Here is a 16,001-nt window from a genome sequence, read left to right on the forward strand (position 1 = left end):
CCCCGGGCGGGTGCCCGGGGTCCCGGCCGGGGCGGCCCGATGGGGGCGGTCACCTGCGCGATGGCCGCCCCCTCGGACCGGGAGCCGGACGGCGTCAGCCGACCGCGCCCTCCATCTGCAATTCGATCAGGCGGTTGAGCTCCAGCGCGTACTCCATCGGCAGCTCCTTGGCGATCGGCTCGACGAAGCCGCGCACGATCATCGCCATCGCCTCGTCCTCGGACATGCCCCGACTCATCAGGTAGAAGAGCTGGTCGTCGCTGACCTTCGAGACGGTCGCCTCGTGCCCCATCGTGACGTCGTCCTCGCGGACGTCCACGTAGGGGTAGGTGTCGGAACGGGAGATCGTGTCCACCAGCAGCGCGTCGCAGAGCACGCTGGACTTCGAGCCCTCCGCGCCCTCGGCGATCTCGATCAGACCCCGGTAGGAGGTCCGGCCGCCGCCGCGGGCCACCGACTTGGAGACGATGTTGGAGGAGGTGCGGGGCGCCATGTGGACCATCTTGGCGCCGGCGTCCTGGTGCTGACCCTCGCCGGCGAAGGCGATCGAGAGGGTCTCGCCCTTGGCGTGCTCACCCATCAGGTAGACGGCCGGGTACTTCATGGTGACCTTGGAGCCGATGTTGCCGTCGACCCACTCCATGGTGGCGCCCTCGTAGGCCACCGCCCGCTTGGTCACCAGGTTGTACACGTTGTTCGACCAGTTCTGGATCGTCGTGTAGCGGCAGCGACCGCCCTTCTTGACGATGATCTCCACGACCGCCGAGTGCAGCGAGTCGGACTGGTAGATCGGGGCGGTGCAGCCCTCGACGTAGTGGACGTAGGCGTCCTCGTCCACGATGATCAGGGTCCGCTCGAACTGGCCCATGTTCTCGGTGTTGATCCGGAAGTAGGCCTGCAGCGGGATGTCCACGTGGACGCCCTTGGGCACGTAGATGAACGAGCCGCCCGACCACACCGCGGTGTTCAGCGCGGCGAACTTGTTGTCGCCGGTCGGGATGACGGTCCCGAAGTGCTCGCGGAAGGTCTCCGGGTGCTCCCGCAGGGCGGTGTCGGTGTCCAGGAACAGGACGCCCTGCTTCTCCAGGTCCTCGCGGATCTGGTGGTAGACCACCTCGGACTCGTACTGGGCGGCGACGCCGGCGACCAGACGCTGCTTCTCCGCCTCCGGGATGCCCAGCCTGTCGTAGGTGTTCTTGATGTCCTCGGGCAGGTCCTCCCAGGAGGTGGCCTGCTTCTCGGTGGAGCGGACGAAGTACTTGATGTTCTCGAAGTCGATGCCGCTGAGGTCGGACCCCCAGTTGGGCATGGGCTTCTTCCCGAACAGCTTCAGCGCCTTCAGCCGGAGCGCGAGCATCCACTCCGGCTCGGACTTCTTCGCCGAGATGTCGCGAACGACGTCCTCGGAGAGGCCGCGCCGGGCGGAGGCGCCGGCGGCGTCGGAGTCGGCCCAGCCGTACTCGTAGGTGCCCAGACCCTCCAGTTCGGGGTGAGCGGTCTCCGTGGGGAGCGTCATGCGGGGTTCCTCCCGGCAGTACGTGGTGATGCGGTCTTCGTGGTGGTGTTCGGTGCGGTTCCCGGGCCGCCGGGGGCGGCCCCGGTGGGTCTCCCGCCGCGGGACGGGGACCGGGCCGCGTGCCGATGATGGTCACGCGGTTGGTCCCCGGGTGTGGTGGACGGCACGAACGTGGTGCAGACCCCGTCGCCGTGGGCGATGGTGGCCAGCCGCTGCACGTGGGTGCCGAGCAGGCGGGAGAAGACCTCGGTCTCCGCCTCGCACAGCTGCGGGAAGCGCTCGGCGGCGTGGGCCACCGGGCAATGGTGTTGGCACAGCTGCTCGCCGCCCGGCGCGGGGGCCGAGCGGGCGGCGGCCGCGAAGCCGTCCCGGCTGAGCGCGGTGGCCAGGGCTGCGGTGCGGCGGTGCGGTTCGGCCCGTTCGATCTCGGCGCGGTAGCGCTCGGCGAGTGCGGCGGCACGGGCCCGGGCGAAGGCGAGCACGGCGGCCTCGCCCAGCTCGCCGCCACCGGCGCCGCGGGCGATCCACCACAGGGCGTCGACGGCCAGCTGGTCGTAGGCCTGCTCGAAGGACTCCCGGCCCTCGTCGGTCAACGCGAACACCCTCGCGGGACGGCCGCGCCCCCGGGCGCCGCGGACCCGGCGCTCGCGCGCCTCCACCATCCGGTCGGCGGTGAGCGCGTCGAGGTGTCGGCGAACGGCGGCCTGGGTGAGACCCAGCCGTTCGGCCAGCTCGGCGGCGCTGGAGGGACCGTGGTCGAGTATGGAGCGGGCCACCCGGTCACGGGTGCCGTGCTGCTCCTCGGAGGCGGACAGGCCGGGGTGCGGGGCCTCGGTGGTCGCGTCGACCGACCGGCTTCCCTCCCGCTGGGCGTGCTCGCTCCGGTTTTTCACAACACCATTGTTGCGTAATTCGCCGGCGGCGGGCAAGCCGGCCCCTCGCGAGCCGGAATGCCGTGCGTCACGTAAGGCATGCCTAACCGGAGGGGCGCGCACCCGGTCCCGGGACGCGCGCCGCCCCTCCCCCGCCGGGGCGCCGGCGACGGAGCCGGGAGGCCCGGGACGCGGACACCGGTGGCCGGGGCGCGATTCGACCGGTGGGACGGAGCCGTCGGCGGCCCGCCGGCGCCCCGCGAAGGACCCCGGCATGATTCCACACCGTCCTCCCCGGGCGTGCCACGGCCTCCGGGACGGGGGAGTCCGGGGCGGGCCCCGAAAGGCCGGTTCCCGGACAGGGGGACCGGCCGGGGAACCCCGGGTGCCGGCCGGTGGCACGGGAGGGTCGGGGACCCTCGCGGAACAGTCGGTGCGCGGAGAGGGCCGCAACCGACTCCGGGACGGCTCCGGCACCGACGCGGGTTCGGCGCGGGCCGGTGGGGCCGGGCGCGGGGACCGCCGACCGGGAGAACCGTGCCCCCGGTGCCGTCCGCCCGGCGACGCCGTACGCCGGTGCCGGACGCCGGTGCCGACGGGGCGGGGAGGGACGGCGGGGCGCGGCACGCTTCCGCCGGGGCGCGGGAGCCCGGCCCCGGCCGGGGCCGGATCAGGCCCCGGCCGCCCCGGGCGCCGCGGCGGTGGACTCGCGCACCACCAGATCGGTGGCCAGGGTGGCCTGCGCGGCCGTCCGGCCGTCCTCGTACACGGCCTGGAGCAGCAGGTCGACGGCGGTGCGACCGGCCGCCGGGGTGGGCATGACGATGGTGGTGAGCTTGGGACGGTTGAGCCGACCGGCCACCGTGTCGTCGACACCGACGACGCTCATGTCCGCCGGCACCTCCAGGCCCAACTCCCCCAGTCCCTCGATGAGCCCGATGGCCACCAGGTCGTTGTAGGCGATCACCGCCGTCACACCGCTGTCGCGGACCGCCGACGCCGCGGCGATGCCGCCGCGCTCGGTGGGCGCGTTCGGCCCGATGACGGTCAGGCCGAGCTCGGCGCGTTCGGCGGCCACCGCCGCGGCACGCTTCATCTGCTCACTGCTCCAGGACCCGCGCGGACCGCCGAGGAGGCCGAGCCGGCGGTGGCCGAGGCCGGCGAGGTGGTCGACCGCCAACTCGGTGCCGTGGCCGATGTCCATCAGCACCGCCGACAACCCCTTGACCCGCCGGTTGACCACGACGAAGGGCAACTCCAGGCCCAGCCGTTCGATGGCCTGGTTGGTCAGTCGGGGTGCGACCAGCACCACGCCGTCCACCTGTTTGGCGAGGGTGCGGATCAACTCCTCCTCCGCCTGGGGGTCCTCGTCGGTGTCGGCGACGAAGACGTGGTACTCCCGTTCCCGGGCGTACGCCTGGGCCGCCTTGATGAGGGGAGGGAAGAAGGGGTTGGCGATGTCGGAGACGATCAACCCGAGGTTGTGCGTGCGTCCGGTGGTCAGCGCGCGGGCCGCCTGGTTGGGGCGGTACCCCAACTCGGCGGCGATGGCCATCACCCGTTCCCGGGTGGGGCCACTGACCAGGTTGGGGGCGGAGAAGGTGCGCGAGACGGTGGAGACGTGCACCCCCGTGGCCCGCGCGACATCACGAATCGTTACGGCCACTGTGGTGCCGCCTCCCCCGTCGGTCCCCCCGCCGCGAAACGGTAGACCGTGGTCGATGTGTACTCCTCGCCCGGGCGCAGCACGGTGGAGGGGAAGTCCGGCCGGTTGGGCGAGTCGGGGAAGTGCTGGGTCTCCAGGCACAGCCCGCTACCCCTGCCGTACTCGGCGTCGGCCAGCATGTTCCCCGAGTAGAACTGCATTCCGGGCTCGGTGGTCGAGACCAGCATGATACGGCCGGAGGTCGGTTCCGTGACCCGGGCCACCGGTACCGGTACGTCGTCGCGGGCGGGGGCGCGGAAGACGTAGCAGTGATCGTAGCCGCCGGCGACCTTCAACTGCGGGTGGTCGTCGGCGATGCGCCCGCCGATCCGGTGCGGCGCGGTGAAGTCGAAGGGGGTGCCGGCCACCGGCTCGGGCTTCCCCTCGGGGATGAACTCCTCGTCCACCGGCAGGAACCGGTCGGCGTCCAGGGTGAGCACGTGGTCGTCCACGGTGCCGCCGCCGGCGAGGTTGAAGTAGCTGTGGTTGGTGAGGTTGACGTGGGTCGGCGCGTCGGTCACCGCGTGGTAGTCGATACGCAGTTCGCCGCCGTCGGGGCCGGGGGCCAGCGTGTAGGTCACCCGGGCCCGCAGCTCGCCGGGGTAGCCCATCTCGCCGGCCGGGCTCACGCGTTCCAGCACGAGGCGCGACTCGTCGACCTCGACCGCCTCCCAGACCCGCTTGTCGAAGCCCTGCGGGCCGCCGTGCAGGCCGTTGCGCCCGTGGTTGCGGGGCAGCTTGTACTCGTGGCCGTCCAGGGTGAAGCGGGCCCGGGCGATGCGGTTGCCGTACCGGCCCACGACGGCGCCGAAGTACCGGCTGCGCGCGACGTAGTCCTCCATGGAGTCCAGGCCGATGACGACGCCGCCCTCGTCCCCGCGGGCGTCGGGGACGCGCAGCGACTGGATGACACAGCCGTAGGTGAGCACCGCGGCGGTGATGCCGTGGGCCCGCAGGGTGTGTCGTCGGACCGGGGTGCCGTCGGGGGTACGGCCGAAGTCGTCTCTCACGCGAGTCACAGTAACCTGCAAACGGTTGTAAAGAATACCTGCAGGAAGTCTTGACGTTTCTCTCCTGTTACGCCACGGTTCTGCAACCGCTTGTTATGTCGATGGGAGAACCGGGACCAATGAAGGTGCTCGTGACCGGCAGTGCCGGGCGATTCGGACGCAGCGTGGTCTCCGCGCTGGCGTCCCGTGGCCACGAGGTCATCGGGGTGGACCTGACGCCGGGCTCCCGGGGACCGTGCGCCGCGGTGCTCCCCGCGGACGTCACCGACACCGGCGAGGCCTTCGAGGTGGTCGCCCGGTACCGACCGGAGGCGATCGTCCACCTGGCCGCCATCGCCACGCCCTTCGGCCGCACCGACGCCCTGACCTACCGGGTGAACACCTCCGCAGCCTTCAATGTATGCCAGGCGGCGGTCCGACTGGGAGTCCCGCGCGTCATCGTCGCCAGCAGCCCCACCGTGATCGGATACGGCGCCCCGGGCGGCTGGTCCCCCGCGTACCTCCCCCTGGACGAGGCCCACCCCGCCCGACCGTGGAACGCCTACAGCCTCTCCAAGCTCGCCGCCGAGCAGACCATGGCCTCCTTCGCGCTCGCCGCCGGGGACGCCACCCGCTTCGCGGCGATCCGGCCCTGCTTCGTGATCGCCCCCGAGGAGTGGGCCGGCGCCCCGACCCAGACCGGCCACACCCTCACCGAGCGGTTGGACGACCCCGGGCTCTCCGCCGCCTCGCTGTTCAACTACCTGGACGCCCGGGACGGCTCCGACCTGGTCGAACGCCTCATGGAGGCGCTTCCCTCGATCCCCAACGGGGAGGTCTTCTTCGCCGGCGCGGCCGACGCGCTGGCCCGCGAACCCCTCGCCGAGCTGCTGCCGCGCTTCCACCCCGGAACGACGGAGGCCGCCGCGGCCCTGACCGGCACCGAGCCCGCCTTCTCCAGCGCCAAGGCCGAGCGCCTCCTGGGCTGGAGGGCGACCCGCAGTTGGCGCACCGAACTGGTCACCGAGCCGGTCACGGAACCGGCCGACCGGACCGCCTGAGCCCCGGTCCCCGCGCCCCACCGAAACGGGGCGCCGACCCGCCACAACCCCCCGGCACGATCTTGATGGGAATCCGATGAAACTCACGGGAGTCCTCTTCTTCCCGGTCACCCCCTTCGACAGCAGTGGGGAGGTGGACACCGATGCCCTCGCCCGTCACGTGGTCGACGGTGTGGAACACGGCACCGGCGGCGTCTTCGCCGCCTGCGGCACCGGTGAGCTGACCTCGCTCTCCCGCGACGAGCAGGCCCTGGTGGTGCGCACCGCCGTCCGCGAGACCGCCGGCCGGGTGCCGGTGTTCGCCGGAGCCGGCGGCCCGCTCGGCACCGCGCTGGACCACGCCCGGGCCGCCGCCGACGCCGGCGCGGACGGCCTGCTGCTGCTCCCGCCGTGGCTGACGCAGGGTCCCCCCGAAGGGCTGCACGCGTACGTCGCCGCCGTCGCCTCGGTGGGGCTGCCGGTCATCCTCTACCAGCGCGGACCGCTGGTCCTCTCCCCCGCCGAGGCCGTCGAGCTGGCGCGGATCCCGGGCGTGGTGGGTCTGAAGGACGGGCTGGGCGACATCGACCGCATCCAGCGCATCGTGCTGGCGGTGCGCGCCGCGATCGGCGAGGACTTCACCTTCTTCAACGGCCTGCCCAACGCCGAGCTGACCCAGCCCGCCTACCGGGCGATCGGCGTGGACCTCTACTCCTCGGCCGCCTTCGCCTTCGTTCCCGAGGTCGCCGCCGCCTTCAACCGCGCGCTGGACGAGGACCCGGAGCTGGTCGGGCGACTGCTGACGGAGTTCTACGCCCCGCTGGTGGAGCTGCGCAGCACCGTCCCCGGCTACGCGGTGTCGATGGTGAAGGCCGGGCTGCGGCTGCGCGGGCACAACCCCGGAGCGGTGCGCCCGCCGCTGACCGACCTCGCCCCGGAGCACCTGGCCGAGCTGTCCCGGATCATCGACGCCGGACTGGCCCTGGTGGGGACCGCGTCGTGACCGCCCCCTCCGCCCCGTCCGTCCGGGAGACGGGGGTGACCGGTTTCGGCGGCATCACCCCCTCTCCCCCGGCCTCCCCGACCGGGCCCCCGCCGATGACCGGCCTGCGGGCCCGCGCCTTCCGCGTGGACCTGCCCCGGCCCTGGGGGCCGGACGTGCCGGCCAACCACGTGATCCTCGCCGAGGTGACCCTGGCCGACGGTCGCACCGGCACCGGCTTCACCTGGACCCCGCAGATCGGCGCCACCGCCGTGCACGCGCTGCTCACCGGTGACGTGCGCGACGCCCTGATCGGGCTGCCCGCCCACCCCGAGACGGTGTGGGACGCGCTGTGGGCGCACCTGCACGAGGCCGGGGGCGGTGGCATCCCCACGCTGGCGATGGCCGCGGTGGACACCGCCCTGTGGGATCTGCGGTCCCGCGCGGCCGGCCACTGTCTCGCCGACGAGCTGGGACGGCGCCGGGACTCCGTGCCGGTCTACGGCAGTGGCGTGAACCTGCACTACCCGCTGGGGGAACTGGTCGCCCAGGCCCGGCGCTGGGCCGCGGCCGGGTACCCGGCCGTGAAGATCAAGGTGGGCCACCTCGACCCGGCCCGCGACGTCGAGCGGGTGGCGGCGGTGCGCGAGGTCGTCGGCCCCGACGTGCGGCTGATGATCGACGCCAACCAGCGCTGGGACCTCTTCCGCGCCCGGCGGGCGTTGCGGGCGCTGGCCGACCTGGACCCGCACTGGATCGAGGAGCCGCTGCCGGCCGACGACCTCACCGGCCACCTGCGGCTGCGCGAGGAGTGCGGCGTCCCGTTGGCGGTCGGTGAGAACATCCGCACCGTGCACGGCTTCCGGGACTGGTTGGCCGCCGGCGCCTGCGACGTGGTGCAGCCCAACCTCGCCCGGGTCGGCGGCATCACCCCCTTCCGCCGGATCGTCGAACTGGCCCGGGTGCACGACGTACCCGTCTACCCGCACCTGCTGCCGGACATCTCGGGCCAGTTGGCCTGCGCGCTGCCCTCCCCCTCGATGGTGGAGGAGGTCGAGGAGGCGTCCTTCGCCGCCCTCGGCCTGCTGCGCGAGCCGTTTCCGGTGAGGATCGAGGGGCCGTCGCTGAGGCTGACCGGTGCCCCGGGGCTCGGGATGGACTTCGACACCACCGGCCTGACCGTGGTCGCGGACGACCCGGAGCCGCGCACCGGGGGTGTCCGATGAGCGAACCGCTGCGGGTGGTGGTGGCTGGGATCCACGGGTACGGCCGCACCTATCTCCCGGTCCTGCGGGAGCTGACCGCCGAGGGCGCCGCCGAACTGGTCGGGGTCTGCGACCTGCGTCCCGCGACGCCCGAGCAGACGGCCGGCCTCGGCGAGCCGGAGCACTCGGCGGACCTCGGGGCACTGGTGGCCGACACCGGCGCGGACATCGCCGTGGTCGCCACCCCCCTGCACACCCACGCCGACCTGGCCGTCCGCGCGATGGCCGCCGGGGCCCACGTGCAGTTGGAGAAGCCGCCGGCCTCCTCGCTGGCGGAGTTCGACCGGATCACGGCCGCCTGCGCCGAGTACGACCGGGTGGTCCAGGTGGGCTTCCAGTCGCTGGGCTCGGGGGCGCCGCGCGCGGTGCGCGAACTGATCGCCGACGGGGCGATCGGGGCGATCCGCGGCATCGGCTGCGCCGGCGCCTGGTCCCGGGACACCGCCTACTACGGGCGGGCCGCCTGGGCCGGCCGCCGCACCCTGGACGGTGTGGATGTCGTGGACGGTGCCCTCACCAATCCCTTCGCCCACGCGGTGGCCACCGTGCTGGCGCTGGACGGTGGGGAGATCACCTCGATCGAGACCGAGCTGTACCGGGCCTTCGACATCGAGGCCGACGACACCTCCTGCCTACGGGTGCGCACCGCCGGCGGGACCACGGCGGGCGCCCCGCTCGTGGTGGCGGTCACCCTGGCCGCGCCCGAGCAGCGTCCACCGGAGATCACCGTCCACGGCGAGCGGGGCCGCATCGTGCTGCGCTACACCCTGGACGAGGTCACGTTGGAACGCGACGGCGAGCCGGCCGTGACCACCACGCACGGCCGCGAGGTGCTGCTGCGCACCCTCGTCGACCACCTGGCCGCGCCGGATTCCGCCGACCGGCCCCCGCTGACGGTACCGCTCTCCGCGACCCGCTCCTTCACGCGTGTCCTGGAGGCCGTCCGCACCGCACCCGATCCCACCACCCTCCCCGCGGACGACCTGCCGGGTGAGAACGGCGCCCGTCGCCGGGTGGTGCCCGGGATCACCGAACTCGTCACCACCGCGGCCGGGGAGTGCGCGCTCTTCTCCGAGCTGCCGCACTTCCCCGGACTCATCGGGAGGCCCGCATGACCGCCGTACAGGTGCCGCCGAAACAGGCGTTGCCACAACCCCTTCCCGTCCTGCCCGATCCCGAGCACATGCGGCAGAGCCGGCTCAAGCGGCGCAGGGAGGCGCTGACCGCGTTGGCCTTCCTGGCCCCGTGGTTCGTGGGCCTGATCGCGATCACCGCGGGCCCGCTGCTGGCGTCGCTGTACCTGTCCTTCACGGACTACAGCCTGCTGGGCGACCACGAGTGGGTGGGCCTGGACAACTACACGCGGATGTTCGACGACCCGCGGTTCGTCAAGGCCCTGACCAACACGGCGATCTACGTGTTCGTCTCGGTGCCGCTGCAGTTGACCTTCGCCCTGGCGCTGGCGCTGATCCTGGACCGGGGTGTCCGGGGACTGCCGATCTACCGGTCGATCTACTACCTGCCCTCGCTGCTGGGCAGCAGCGTGGCCATCGCCATCCTGTGGCGGAAGGTGTTCGGCGCGGACGGTCTGGTCAACGACTTCCTCGGTTTCTTCGGAATCCAGGGAACGAGCTGGGTGTCGAATCCCGACACCGCTCTGGGCACCCTGATCGTGCTGAATGTCTGGACCTTCGGCTCACCGATGGTCATCTTCCTGGCCGGCCTCCGGCAGATTCCGGGAAGTTATTACGAAGCGGCCTCGATCGACGGCGCGGGGAGGGTTCGACAGTTCTTCTCCATTACGCTTCCCCTGCTGACTCCCATCATCTTCTTCAACCTGATCCTCCAGCTGATCAACGCCTTCCAGTCCTTCACCCAGGCGTATGTGGTCAGTGGTGGAAACGGAAGCCCGGCGGACTCGACACTCTTCTACACGATGTACGTGTACGAGCGCGGATTCAACGCCTGGCAGATGGGATACGCCTCCGCGATGGCGTGGGTCCTGGTGCTCATCATCGCTTCCCTGACCGCCGTGAACTTCCTGATGTCCAAGTATTGGGTGTTCTACAATGACAAATAAAACCCGTACGAAGCCGGCCTCCGGAAAGCGGTCCGGATCGGACGCCCACGCCGCTCCGATGAACGACACCCCGCTGGCCCGCGCACTGCTGGCCGTGCGCGGCAAGAAGCTCCTCACCCACATCGGGTTGATCCTCTTCGGCCTGGCGATGCTGTACCCGCTGCTGTGGATGATCTCCAGTGCGCTGAAGCCGGAGGAGCTGATCTTCCGCGAGCAGGGCCTCATCCCCACCAGCATCACCTTCGAGAACTTCGGGGCCGGCTGGAACGCCCTGCGGCACCCGTTCGGCCACTACTTCATGAACTCGGCGATCGTCACCGCCGGGGCGGTGATCGGGAACCTCCTGGCCTGTTCGCTGGCGGCCTACGCCTTCGCCCGGCTGGAATTCCCGCTGAAGCGCTTCTGGTTCGCCGTGATGCTCGGCTCCATCATGCTGCCGCTGCACGTGGTGATCGTGCCGCAGTACATCCTGTTCTCGGAGTTGGGCTGGATCAACACGTTCTATCCGTTGATCGTGCCGAAATTCCTGGCGACGGACGCGTTCTTCATCTTCCTCATGGTGCAGTTCATCCGTACACTTCCCAGGGACCTCGACGAGGCGGCACTCATCGACGGGGCCGGCCACTGGCGCATCTTCAGCCGAATCATCATTCCGCTGTCCATGCCCGCCCTGGCCACCACCGCCATCTTCACCTTCATCTGGACCTGGAACGACTTCCTGAGCCAGTTGATCTTCCTGACAAACCCCGATGTGCATACCGTCCCGGTGGCGCTGCGCACATTCCTCGACTCGAGTGGCGAATCCTCCTGGGGACCCATGTTCGCCATTTCGGTGCTGTCCCTGGGACCGATCTTCGGATTCTTCCTCGCCGGACAGAGGTACCTGGTCCGCGGTATCGCGACCACGGGCCTGAAGTAAGTCGCGGACCATCGGCCACACTGCACGAGCACGACCCGAATTCAAAGGAGAGTTCCGTGTTCCACCACAAGAAGAGAATCTGGCCGGTGCTGCTGGTGACCGGCGCACTGACCTTCTCCGCCGCCTGTGCCGGTGACGACAGCGGTTCCGGCTCGGGGGACGGCGGCGACGGTCAGGTCACCATCCGGTTCAGCTGGTGGGGTGACGACTCCCGGCACCGCATCACCGAGGAGGCGATCGCCCTCTTCGAGGAGAAGAACCCCGACATCAAGGTGCAGGGCGAGTACTCGGCCTGGGACTCCTACTACGACCAGCTGACCACCCAGGTCGCCTCCAACGACGCCCCCGATGTCTTCGCCATCGAGATCCGCCGTCTGGGCGAGTTCGCCCGGCGCGGTTCCCTGGCGGACCTCGGCGGCCTGGTGGACACCTCGGACCTGAACACCCAGTTGCTGCCCTCGGGCAACGTGGACGACGTCCAGTACGCCATCCCGACCGGCGCCAACACCTTCGCCGTCATGTTGAACAAGGCGATCCTGGAGGACGCGGGCCTGGAGGTGCCGGACGACACCTCCTGGACCTGGGAGGACTACCTCGAGCTGAGCACGCAGATCACCGAGAACACCGACAGCGGCGTCTACGGCACCCAGATCAACTTCAACGACGCCTACCTGCGGGTGTTCGCGAACCAGCGCGGCGAGGACTTCTACACGGAGGACGCCATGGGCATCTCCGAGGAGACCCTCGCCGACTGGTTCCAGTCGCACCTGGACCTGATCGATGCCGAGGCATCCCCCGACGCCGCCCGGAGCAGCGAGATCGGCTCCACCGGCGTGGAGACCTCGCTCATCGCCACCAACACCGGCGCGATGGGCATGTGGTGGAGCAACCAGCTCAACGCCATGACCAGCGGCTCGGGCGAGGAGGTGGAGGTGCTGCGGATGCCGAAGGATGCCGGCTCCGACACCAGTGGGATGTTCCTGCAGCCCACCATGTTCTGGGCCGCCGCCGAGTCCGGCTCCCACCAGGAGGCCGCCGGCAAGCTGATCGACTTCCTGGCCAACGACCCCGATGTCGCCCGCATTCTGGGCAGCGACCGCGGTCTGCCGATGAACGACGCGGTGCTGGACGAGATCCGCGACGAGATGCCGGAGACCGACATCGCCTCGCTGGAGTTCATCTCCGGCATGGAGGGTGAGCTGACCGACCCGCCGCGGGCCTACCCGGCCGGCGCCGGTGAGATCCCGGACATGCTCCAGCGTTACGGCGAGGAGGTCATCTTCGAGCGGATGACGCCCGAGGAGGCCGCCTCCGCCTTCCTCAACGAGGCCGACAACACCCTCGGCTGAGCACCACCCGCCGCCCCGGACCGACCACGCGTGTCCGACCCGATCCGGAAGAGAGAACCTCACGTGAACCGCCGCTACGCCTTCGTCGGCCTCGGCCATCGCGCGCAGATGTATGTGGACGCGCTGCTCGGGGACTGGAGCGACACCGGTGAGATCGTCGCCCTGTGCGACACCAACCGGACCCGGATGGAGTACTACAACGACCGGATCGCCGCCGCCGGCCGCGATCGCGTGCCGACCTTCGGGCCGGACGGTTTCGACGAGATGATCAAGGACGCCGACACCGTGGTGGTGACCACGGTGGACGCCACCCACGCCCACTACGTCTGCGCCGCCCTGGACGCCGGCCGCGACGTGGTGGTGGAGAAGCCGTTGACCGTGGACGCCGCCGGCTGCGAGGCCATCGCGGCGGCGGCCGAGCGCAGCACCGGCCGGATCATCGTGACCTTCAACTACCGCTACTCCCCTCGCAACTCCGCCGTCCGCCGGTTGATCGCGGAGGGCCGGATCGGCGAGGTCACCTCGGTGCACTTCGAATGGGTCCTGGACACCATCCACGGCGCCGACTACTTCCGGCGTTGGCACCGTGAGAAGGACTCCTCCGGGGGTCTGTTCGTCCACAAGGCGACCCATCACTTCGACCTGGTGAACTGGTGGCTGGACGCCCGCCCCGAACTGGTCTTCGCCCAGTCGGAGCTGCGCTTCTACGGTGGTGAGAACGCGCGTTCGCGAGGTGTGGTCGAGCGCCCGGAGCGCGGCCAGGGCAGCCCGGGCCTCGGCTCCGACCCCTTCATCCTCGACATCTCCGCCGACGAGCGGCTCAAGCGGCTCTACCTGGACGCCGAGCACGAGGACGGGTACGTCCGGGACCGGGACGTCTTCGCGGACGACATCGACATCGAGGACAACATGTCGATGCTGGTGCGGTACGACAACCGCGCCCTGCTGACCTACTCGCTCAACGCCCACGCGCCGTGGGAGGGGTACCGGGTCTCCTTCAACGGCACCGCCGGGCGGTTGGAGTTGGAGGTGTGCGAGCGGTCCTGGACGCCGCCGCACGCGGCGATCGACCCGAGCGCGGCGAGCAAGGAGCACGCGGCGGGGGCGTGGGAGAAGTTGGTGCTGCACCCGCACTGGAGCGAGGCCGGGGAGGTGCCCATCGAGCAGGGCGCCGGCGGGCACGGTGGCGGGGACCGGTTGCTGTTGGACGACGTCTTCCGGGGGTCGGGCGAGGACCCGCTGGCCCGCCAGGCGGGGTACCGCGACGGCATCCGCAGCGTGCTGATCGGGGCGGCGGGCAACGTCTCGGCCCGCACCGGGCTGCCGGTGGTGCTCACCGACGCCGGCACCCGGCTGGTGCCGCCGGCCGGGAGCTGACCGCTCCCCGGCCCTTCGCGCGTCCGGGCCCCGACGGGACGACCCACCCGTCGGGGCCCGGACGCGTTCCGACCACCACCCGGACGGACGCGGAAACCTGCAAAGGGTTGCAGCCGGACGGCTCTCCCGGTGGGCCGGACCCCGAACGGGACGGGCCCGACCCCCGCGGGGGTCGGGCCCGTCCGTGTGTCACCCGCCGTGACCACCGGGGCGATCCGATGGGGTCCGGCTCTCCCCGGCGTCACGGGGTCGCGGCGTCACGGGGTCGCGGGGTCACGTCCACCTCGCCGACGCCCGCGTACTCCAGGAGCCGGTGCCGGGCGACCCCGGGGCTGTCCACCTCGTAGGCGTAGGGCGGGGTCCGGCCGGTCGTGGAGGAGAGGTGCTCGTGCGGGGTGTCCACGAAGGTGTTGTCCCGCGGGTTCCGGTGACCGGTCCCGCCGCTGCCGTACCACCAGCCCACCGGGCCCTCGACCCGGTTGGCGTGGGGGTCGTTGTTCCCGCCGCCGACCCGGGTGTGGTGGTTGCCCTCGATCATGACCCGGGCACCGTTGCGGGCGTTGGTCGCCGAACCGGTGACGTCCTCCATCACGTTGTTGAGCAGGTGGAGGTCGGCGTACCGGACGAGCGGGACGCGGCTGTTGACGTTCCGGAAGTAATTGTGGTGGTGGGTGATCCGGTCCGGCGCCGGGGAGGCGTTGTCGGTGTGCCCCACCAGCACGGTCTTCCAGTGGTCGTGGAAGTGGTTCCACGAGACCGTGACGTACTCCGCGCCGCGCTTCGCGTCGACCAGGCCGTCGTAGTAGTCCTTGTCGGTGCGCCGAGGAGCATCGAAGTCGAACGGCGATCGGCTGCCGGGAGTCCTCCCGTCCGCGCCTCCGGCGCCTCCTCCCGCTCCCCCGGTGAGCCCGGACCCCACCTCCCGGCTCGGTCGATCCACCGCCGTACACTCCCCGCATGAGCAACGACGCGGCGGTCGAGATCACCGGCCTGGTGAAGCGTTACGGCCGGCGGATCGCCGTCGATGGTCTGGATCTGACCGTTCCCCGGGGCTCGGTCACCTCCGTCCTCGGCCCCAACGGCGCCGGCAAGACCACCACCGTGGAGAGCTGTGAGGGATACCGGGTCCCGGACGCCGGCACCGTCCGGGTCCTGGGCCTGGACCCGGTGGCCGACGGGCCCGCGCTGCGCCCCCGCGTCGGCGTGATGCTGCAGAACGGCGGTGTCTACCCCGGGGTGCGGGCCATGGAGATGCTGCGGCACGTCGCCCGGCTGCACGCACACCCGTTGGATCCCGACGCGCTCGGCGAACGGCTGGGGCTGGACTCCTGCGGCCGGACCCCCTACCGCCGACTGTCCGGCGGACAGCAGCAGCGGCTGGCCCTGGCCTTGGCCCTGGTGGGCCGGCCCGAACTGGTCTTCCTCGACGAACCCACCGCCGGCCTGGACCCCGGGGGACGCCATCTCACCCGGGAGCTGATCCGGGAGCTGCGCCGGGACGGCGTGACCGTCGTGCTCACCACCCATCTCATCGACGAGGCCGAGGAGCTCTCCGACCGGGTCGCCATCATCGACGGCGGCCGGGTGATCGCCGAGGGAACCCCCGAGGAGCTGTGCCGGGGCGGCTCCGACACCCTCCGCTTCTCCGGGCGCCCCGGCCTGGACCTCAAGGCACTGGCCGACGCGTTGCCCGAGGGCTGCGAGACCGCCGAACCGGTCCCCGGCGGGTACCGGATCACCGGGCGGATCACCCCGCAGGTGCTGGCCACCGTCACCGCCTGGTGCGCGCAGCACGGCGTGCTGGCCGACCGGATCACCACCCGCCGGCACAGCCTGGAGGATGTCTTCCTCGATCTGACCGGCAGGGAGCTGCGACCGTGACCGACCGTCCCACCACCGCCGGGAAC

The 16,001-nt window shown here is 71.3% G+C and carries 14 protein-coding genes; 9 read left to right on the top strand and 5 right to left on the bottom strand.

Annotated features, from left to right (window positions below; all coding sequences use genetic code 11):
* Positions 1-94: 94 nt before the first annotated feature.
* The 4 genes from sufB to LZF96_RS21855 form a co-directional block, all read right to left on the bottom strand.
* Positions 95-1,516: a Fe-S cluster assembly protein SufB gene (sufB, locus tag LZF96_RS21840; protein WP_233875681.1), complete on the bottom strand. Its 1,422-nt coding sequence runs from the start codon at positions 1,514-1,516 to the stop codon at positions 95-97.
* On the bottom strand, positions 1,513-2,409 hold the full coding sequence (locus LZF96_RS21845; RefSeq protein ID WP_374203303.1) for a helix-turn-helix transcriptional regulator: 897 nt from the start codon (positions 2,407-2,409) through the stop codon (positions 1,513-1,515). Before LZF96_RS21845 ends, sufB begins: the two co-directional genes overlap by 4 nt.
* Before the next feature lie 649 nt (positions 2,410-3,058).
* A complete protein-coding gene (locus LZF96_RS21850; RefSeq protein ID WP_233875683.1) occupies positions 3,059-4,054 on the bottom strand; it encodes a LacI family DNA-binding transcriptional regulator in 996 nt (331 codons plus the stop codon).
* On the bottom strand, positions 4,045-5,103 hold the full coding sequence (locus tag LZF96_RS21855) for an aldose epimerase family protein (protein WP_233875685.1): 1,059 nt from the start codon (positions 5,101-5,103) through the stop codon (positions 4,045-4,047). The genes LZF96_RS21850 and LZF96_RS21855 overlap by 10 nt, the downstream gene beginning before the upstream one ends.
* Positions 5,104-5,222: 119 nt before the next feature.
* Here LZF96_RS21855 and LZF96_RS21860 point away from each other — a divergent pair, with 119 nt between their 5' ends.
* From LZF96_RS21860 to LZF96_RS21895, 8 genes are all read left to right on the top strand, one after another.
* Complete coding sequence (locus LZF96_RS21860; RefSeq protein WP_233875687.1) at positions 5,223-6,143, top strand: NAD(P)-dependent oxidoreductase; 921 nt, start codon at positions 5,223-5,225, stop codon at positions 6,141-6,143.
* Between the two features lie 76 nt (positions 6,144-6,219).
* Entirely contained in the window at positions 6,220-7,125 is a 906-nt protein-coding gene (locus tag LZF96_RS21865) for a 5-dehydro-4-deoxyglucarate dehydratase (protein WP_233875689.1), read from the top strand.
* Positions 7,122-8,330, top strand: a complete 1,209-nt coding sequence (locus LZF96_RS21870) for a mandelate racemase/muconate lactonizing enzyme family protein (RefSeq protein ID WP_233875691.1) — start codon at positions 7,122-7,124, stop codon at positions 8,328-8,330. Before LZF96_RS21865 ends, LZF96_RS21870 begins: the two co-directional genes overlap by 4 nt.
* Positions 8,327-9,484: a Gfo/Idh/MocA family protein gene (locus tag LZF96_RS21875; RefSeq protein ID WP_233875693.1), complete on the top strand. Its 1,158-nt coding sequence runs from the start codon at positions 8,327-8,329 to the stop codon at positions 9,482-9,484. The genes LZF96_RS21870 and LZF96_RS21875 overlap by 4 nt, the downstream gene beginning before the upstream one ends.
* A complete protein-coding gene (locus LZF96_RS21880; protein WP_233875695.1) occupies positions 9,481-10,449 on the top strand; it encodes a carbohydrate ABC transporter permease in 969 nt (322 codons plus the stop codon). The genes LZF96_RS21875 and LZF96_RS21880 overlap by 4 nt, the downstream gene beginning before the upstream one ends.
* Before the next feature lie 58 nt (positions 10,450-10,507).
* Positions 10,508-11,368 carry a carbohydrate ABC transporter permease gene (locus LZF96_RS21885; RefSeq protein WP_233875697.1) on the top strand — a complete coding sequence of 287 codons (861 nt, stop codon included), beginning with the start codon at positions 10,508-10,510 and terminating at the stop codon, positions 11,366-11,368.
* Between the two features lie 56 nt (positions 11,369-11,424).
* Positions 11,425-12,717, top strand: a complete 1,293-nt coding sequence (locus LZF96_RS21890) for an extracellular solute-binding protein (protein ID WP_233875700.1) — start codon at positions 11,425-11,427, stop codon at positions 12,715-12,717.
* 63 nt (positions 12,718-12,780) lie between these two features.
* Positions 12,781-14,094 carry a Gfo/Idh/MocA family protein gene (locus LZF96_RS21895; protein WP_233875702.1) on the top strand — a complete coding sequence of 438 codons (1,314 nt, stop codon included), beginning with the start codon at positions 12,781-12,783 and terminating at the stop codon, positions 14,092-14,094.
* 241 nt (positions 14,095-14,335) lie between these two features.
* Here LZF96_RS21895 and LZF96_RS21900 read toward each other — a convergent pair whose 3' ends face one another.
* Complete coding sequence (locus tag LZF96_RS21900) at positions 14,336-15,034, bottom strand: hypothetical protein (RefSeq protein ID WP_233875704.1); 699 nt, start codon at positions 15,032-15,034, stop codon at positions 14,336-14,338.
* A gap of 17 nt (positions 15,035-15,051) precedes the next feature.
* Here LZF96_RS21900 and LZF96_RS21905 point away from each other — a divergent pair, with 17 nt between their 5' ends.
* Positions 15,052-15,975, top strand: coding sequence for an ABC transporter ATP-binding protein (locus LZF96_RS21905; RefSeq protein WP_233875706.1), 924 nt, complete (start codon positions 15,052-15,054; stop codon positions 15,973-15,975).
* The last annotated feature ends 26 nt before the right edge of the window (positions 15,976-16,001 follow it).

The organism is Streptomyces sp. ST2-7A (assembly GCF_021390475.1).
Taxonomy (GTDB): domain Bacteria; phylum Actinomycetota; class Actinomycetes; order Streptomycetales; family Streptomycetaceae; genus Streptomyces.

What these genes read in the sequence shown, in the direction of transcription:
- sufB (WP_233875681.1), bottom strand. Translation starts at nt 1,516, where the DNA reads ATGACGCTCCCCACGGAGACCGCTCACCCCGAACTGGAGGGTCTGGGC.
- LZF96_RS21860 (WP_233875687.1), top strand. Translation starts at nt 5,223, where the DNA reads ATGAAGGTGCTCGTGACCGGCAGTGCCGGGCGATTCGGACGCAGCGTG.
- LZF96_RS21865 (WP_233875689.1), top strand. Translation starts at nt 6,220, where the DNA reads ATGAAACTCACGGGAGTCCTCTTCTTCCCGGTCACCCCCTTCGACAGC.
- LZF96_RS21875 (WP_233875693.1), top strand. Translation starts at nt 8,327, where the DNA reads ATGAGCGAACCGCTGCGGGTGGTGGTGGCTGGGATCCACGGGTACGGC.
- LZF96_RS21880 (WP_233875695.1), top strand. Translation starts at nt 9,481, where the DNA reads ATGACCGCCGTACAGGTGCCGCCGAAACAGGCGTTGCCACAACCCCTT.
- LZF96_RS21885 (WP_233875697.1), top strand. Translation starts at nt 10,508, where the DNA reads ATGAACGACACCCCGCTGGCCCGCGCACTGCTGGCCGTGCGCGGCAAG.
- LZF96_RS21905 (WP_233875706.1), top strand. Translation starts at nt 15,052, where the DNA reads ATGAGCAACGACGCGGCGGTCGAGATCACCGGCCTGGTGAAGCGTTAC.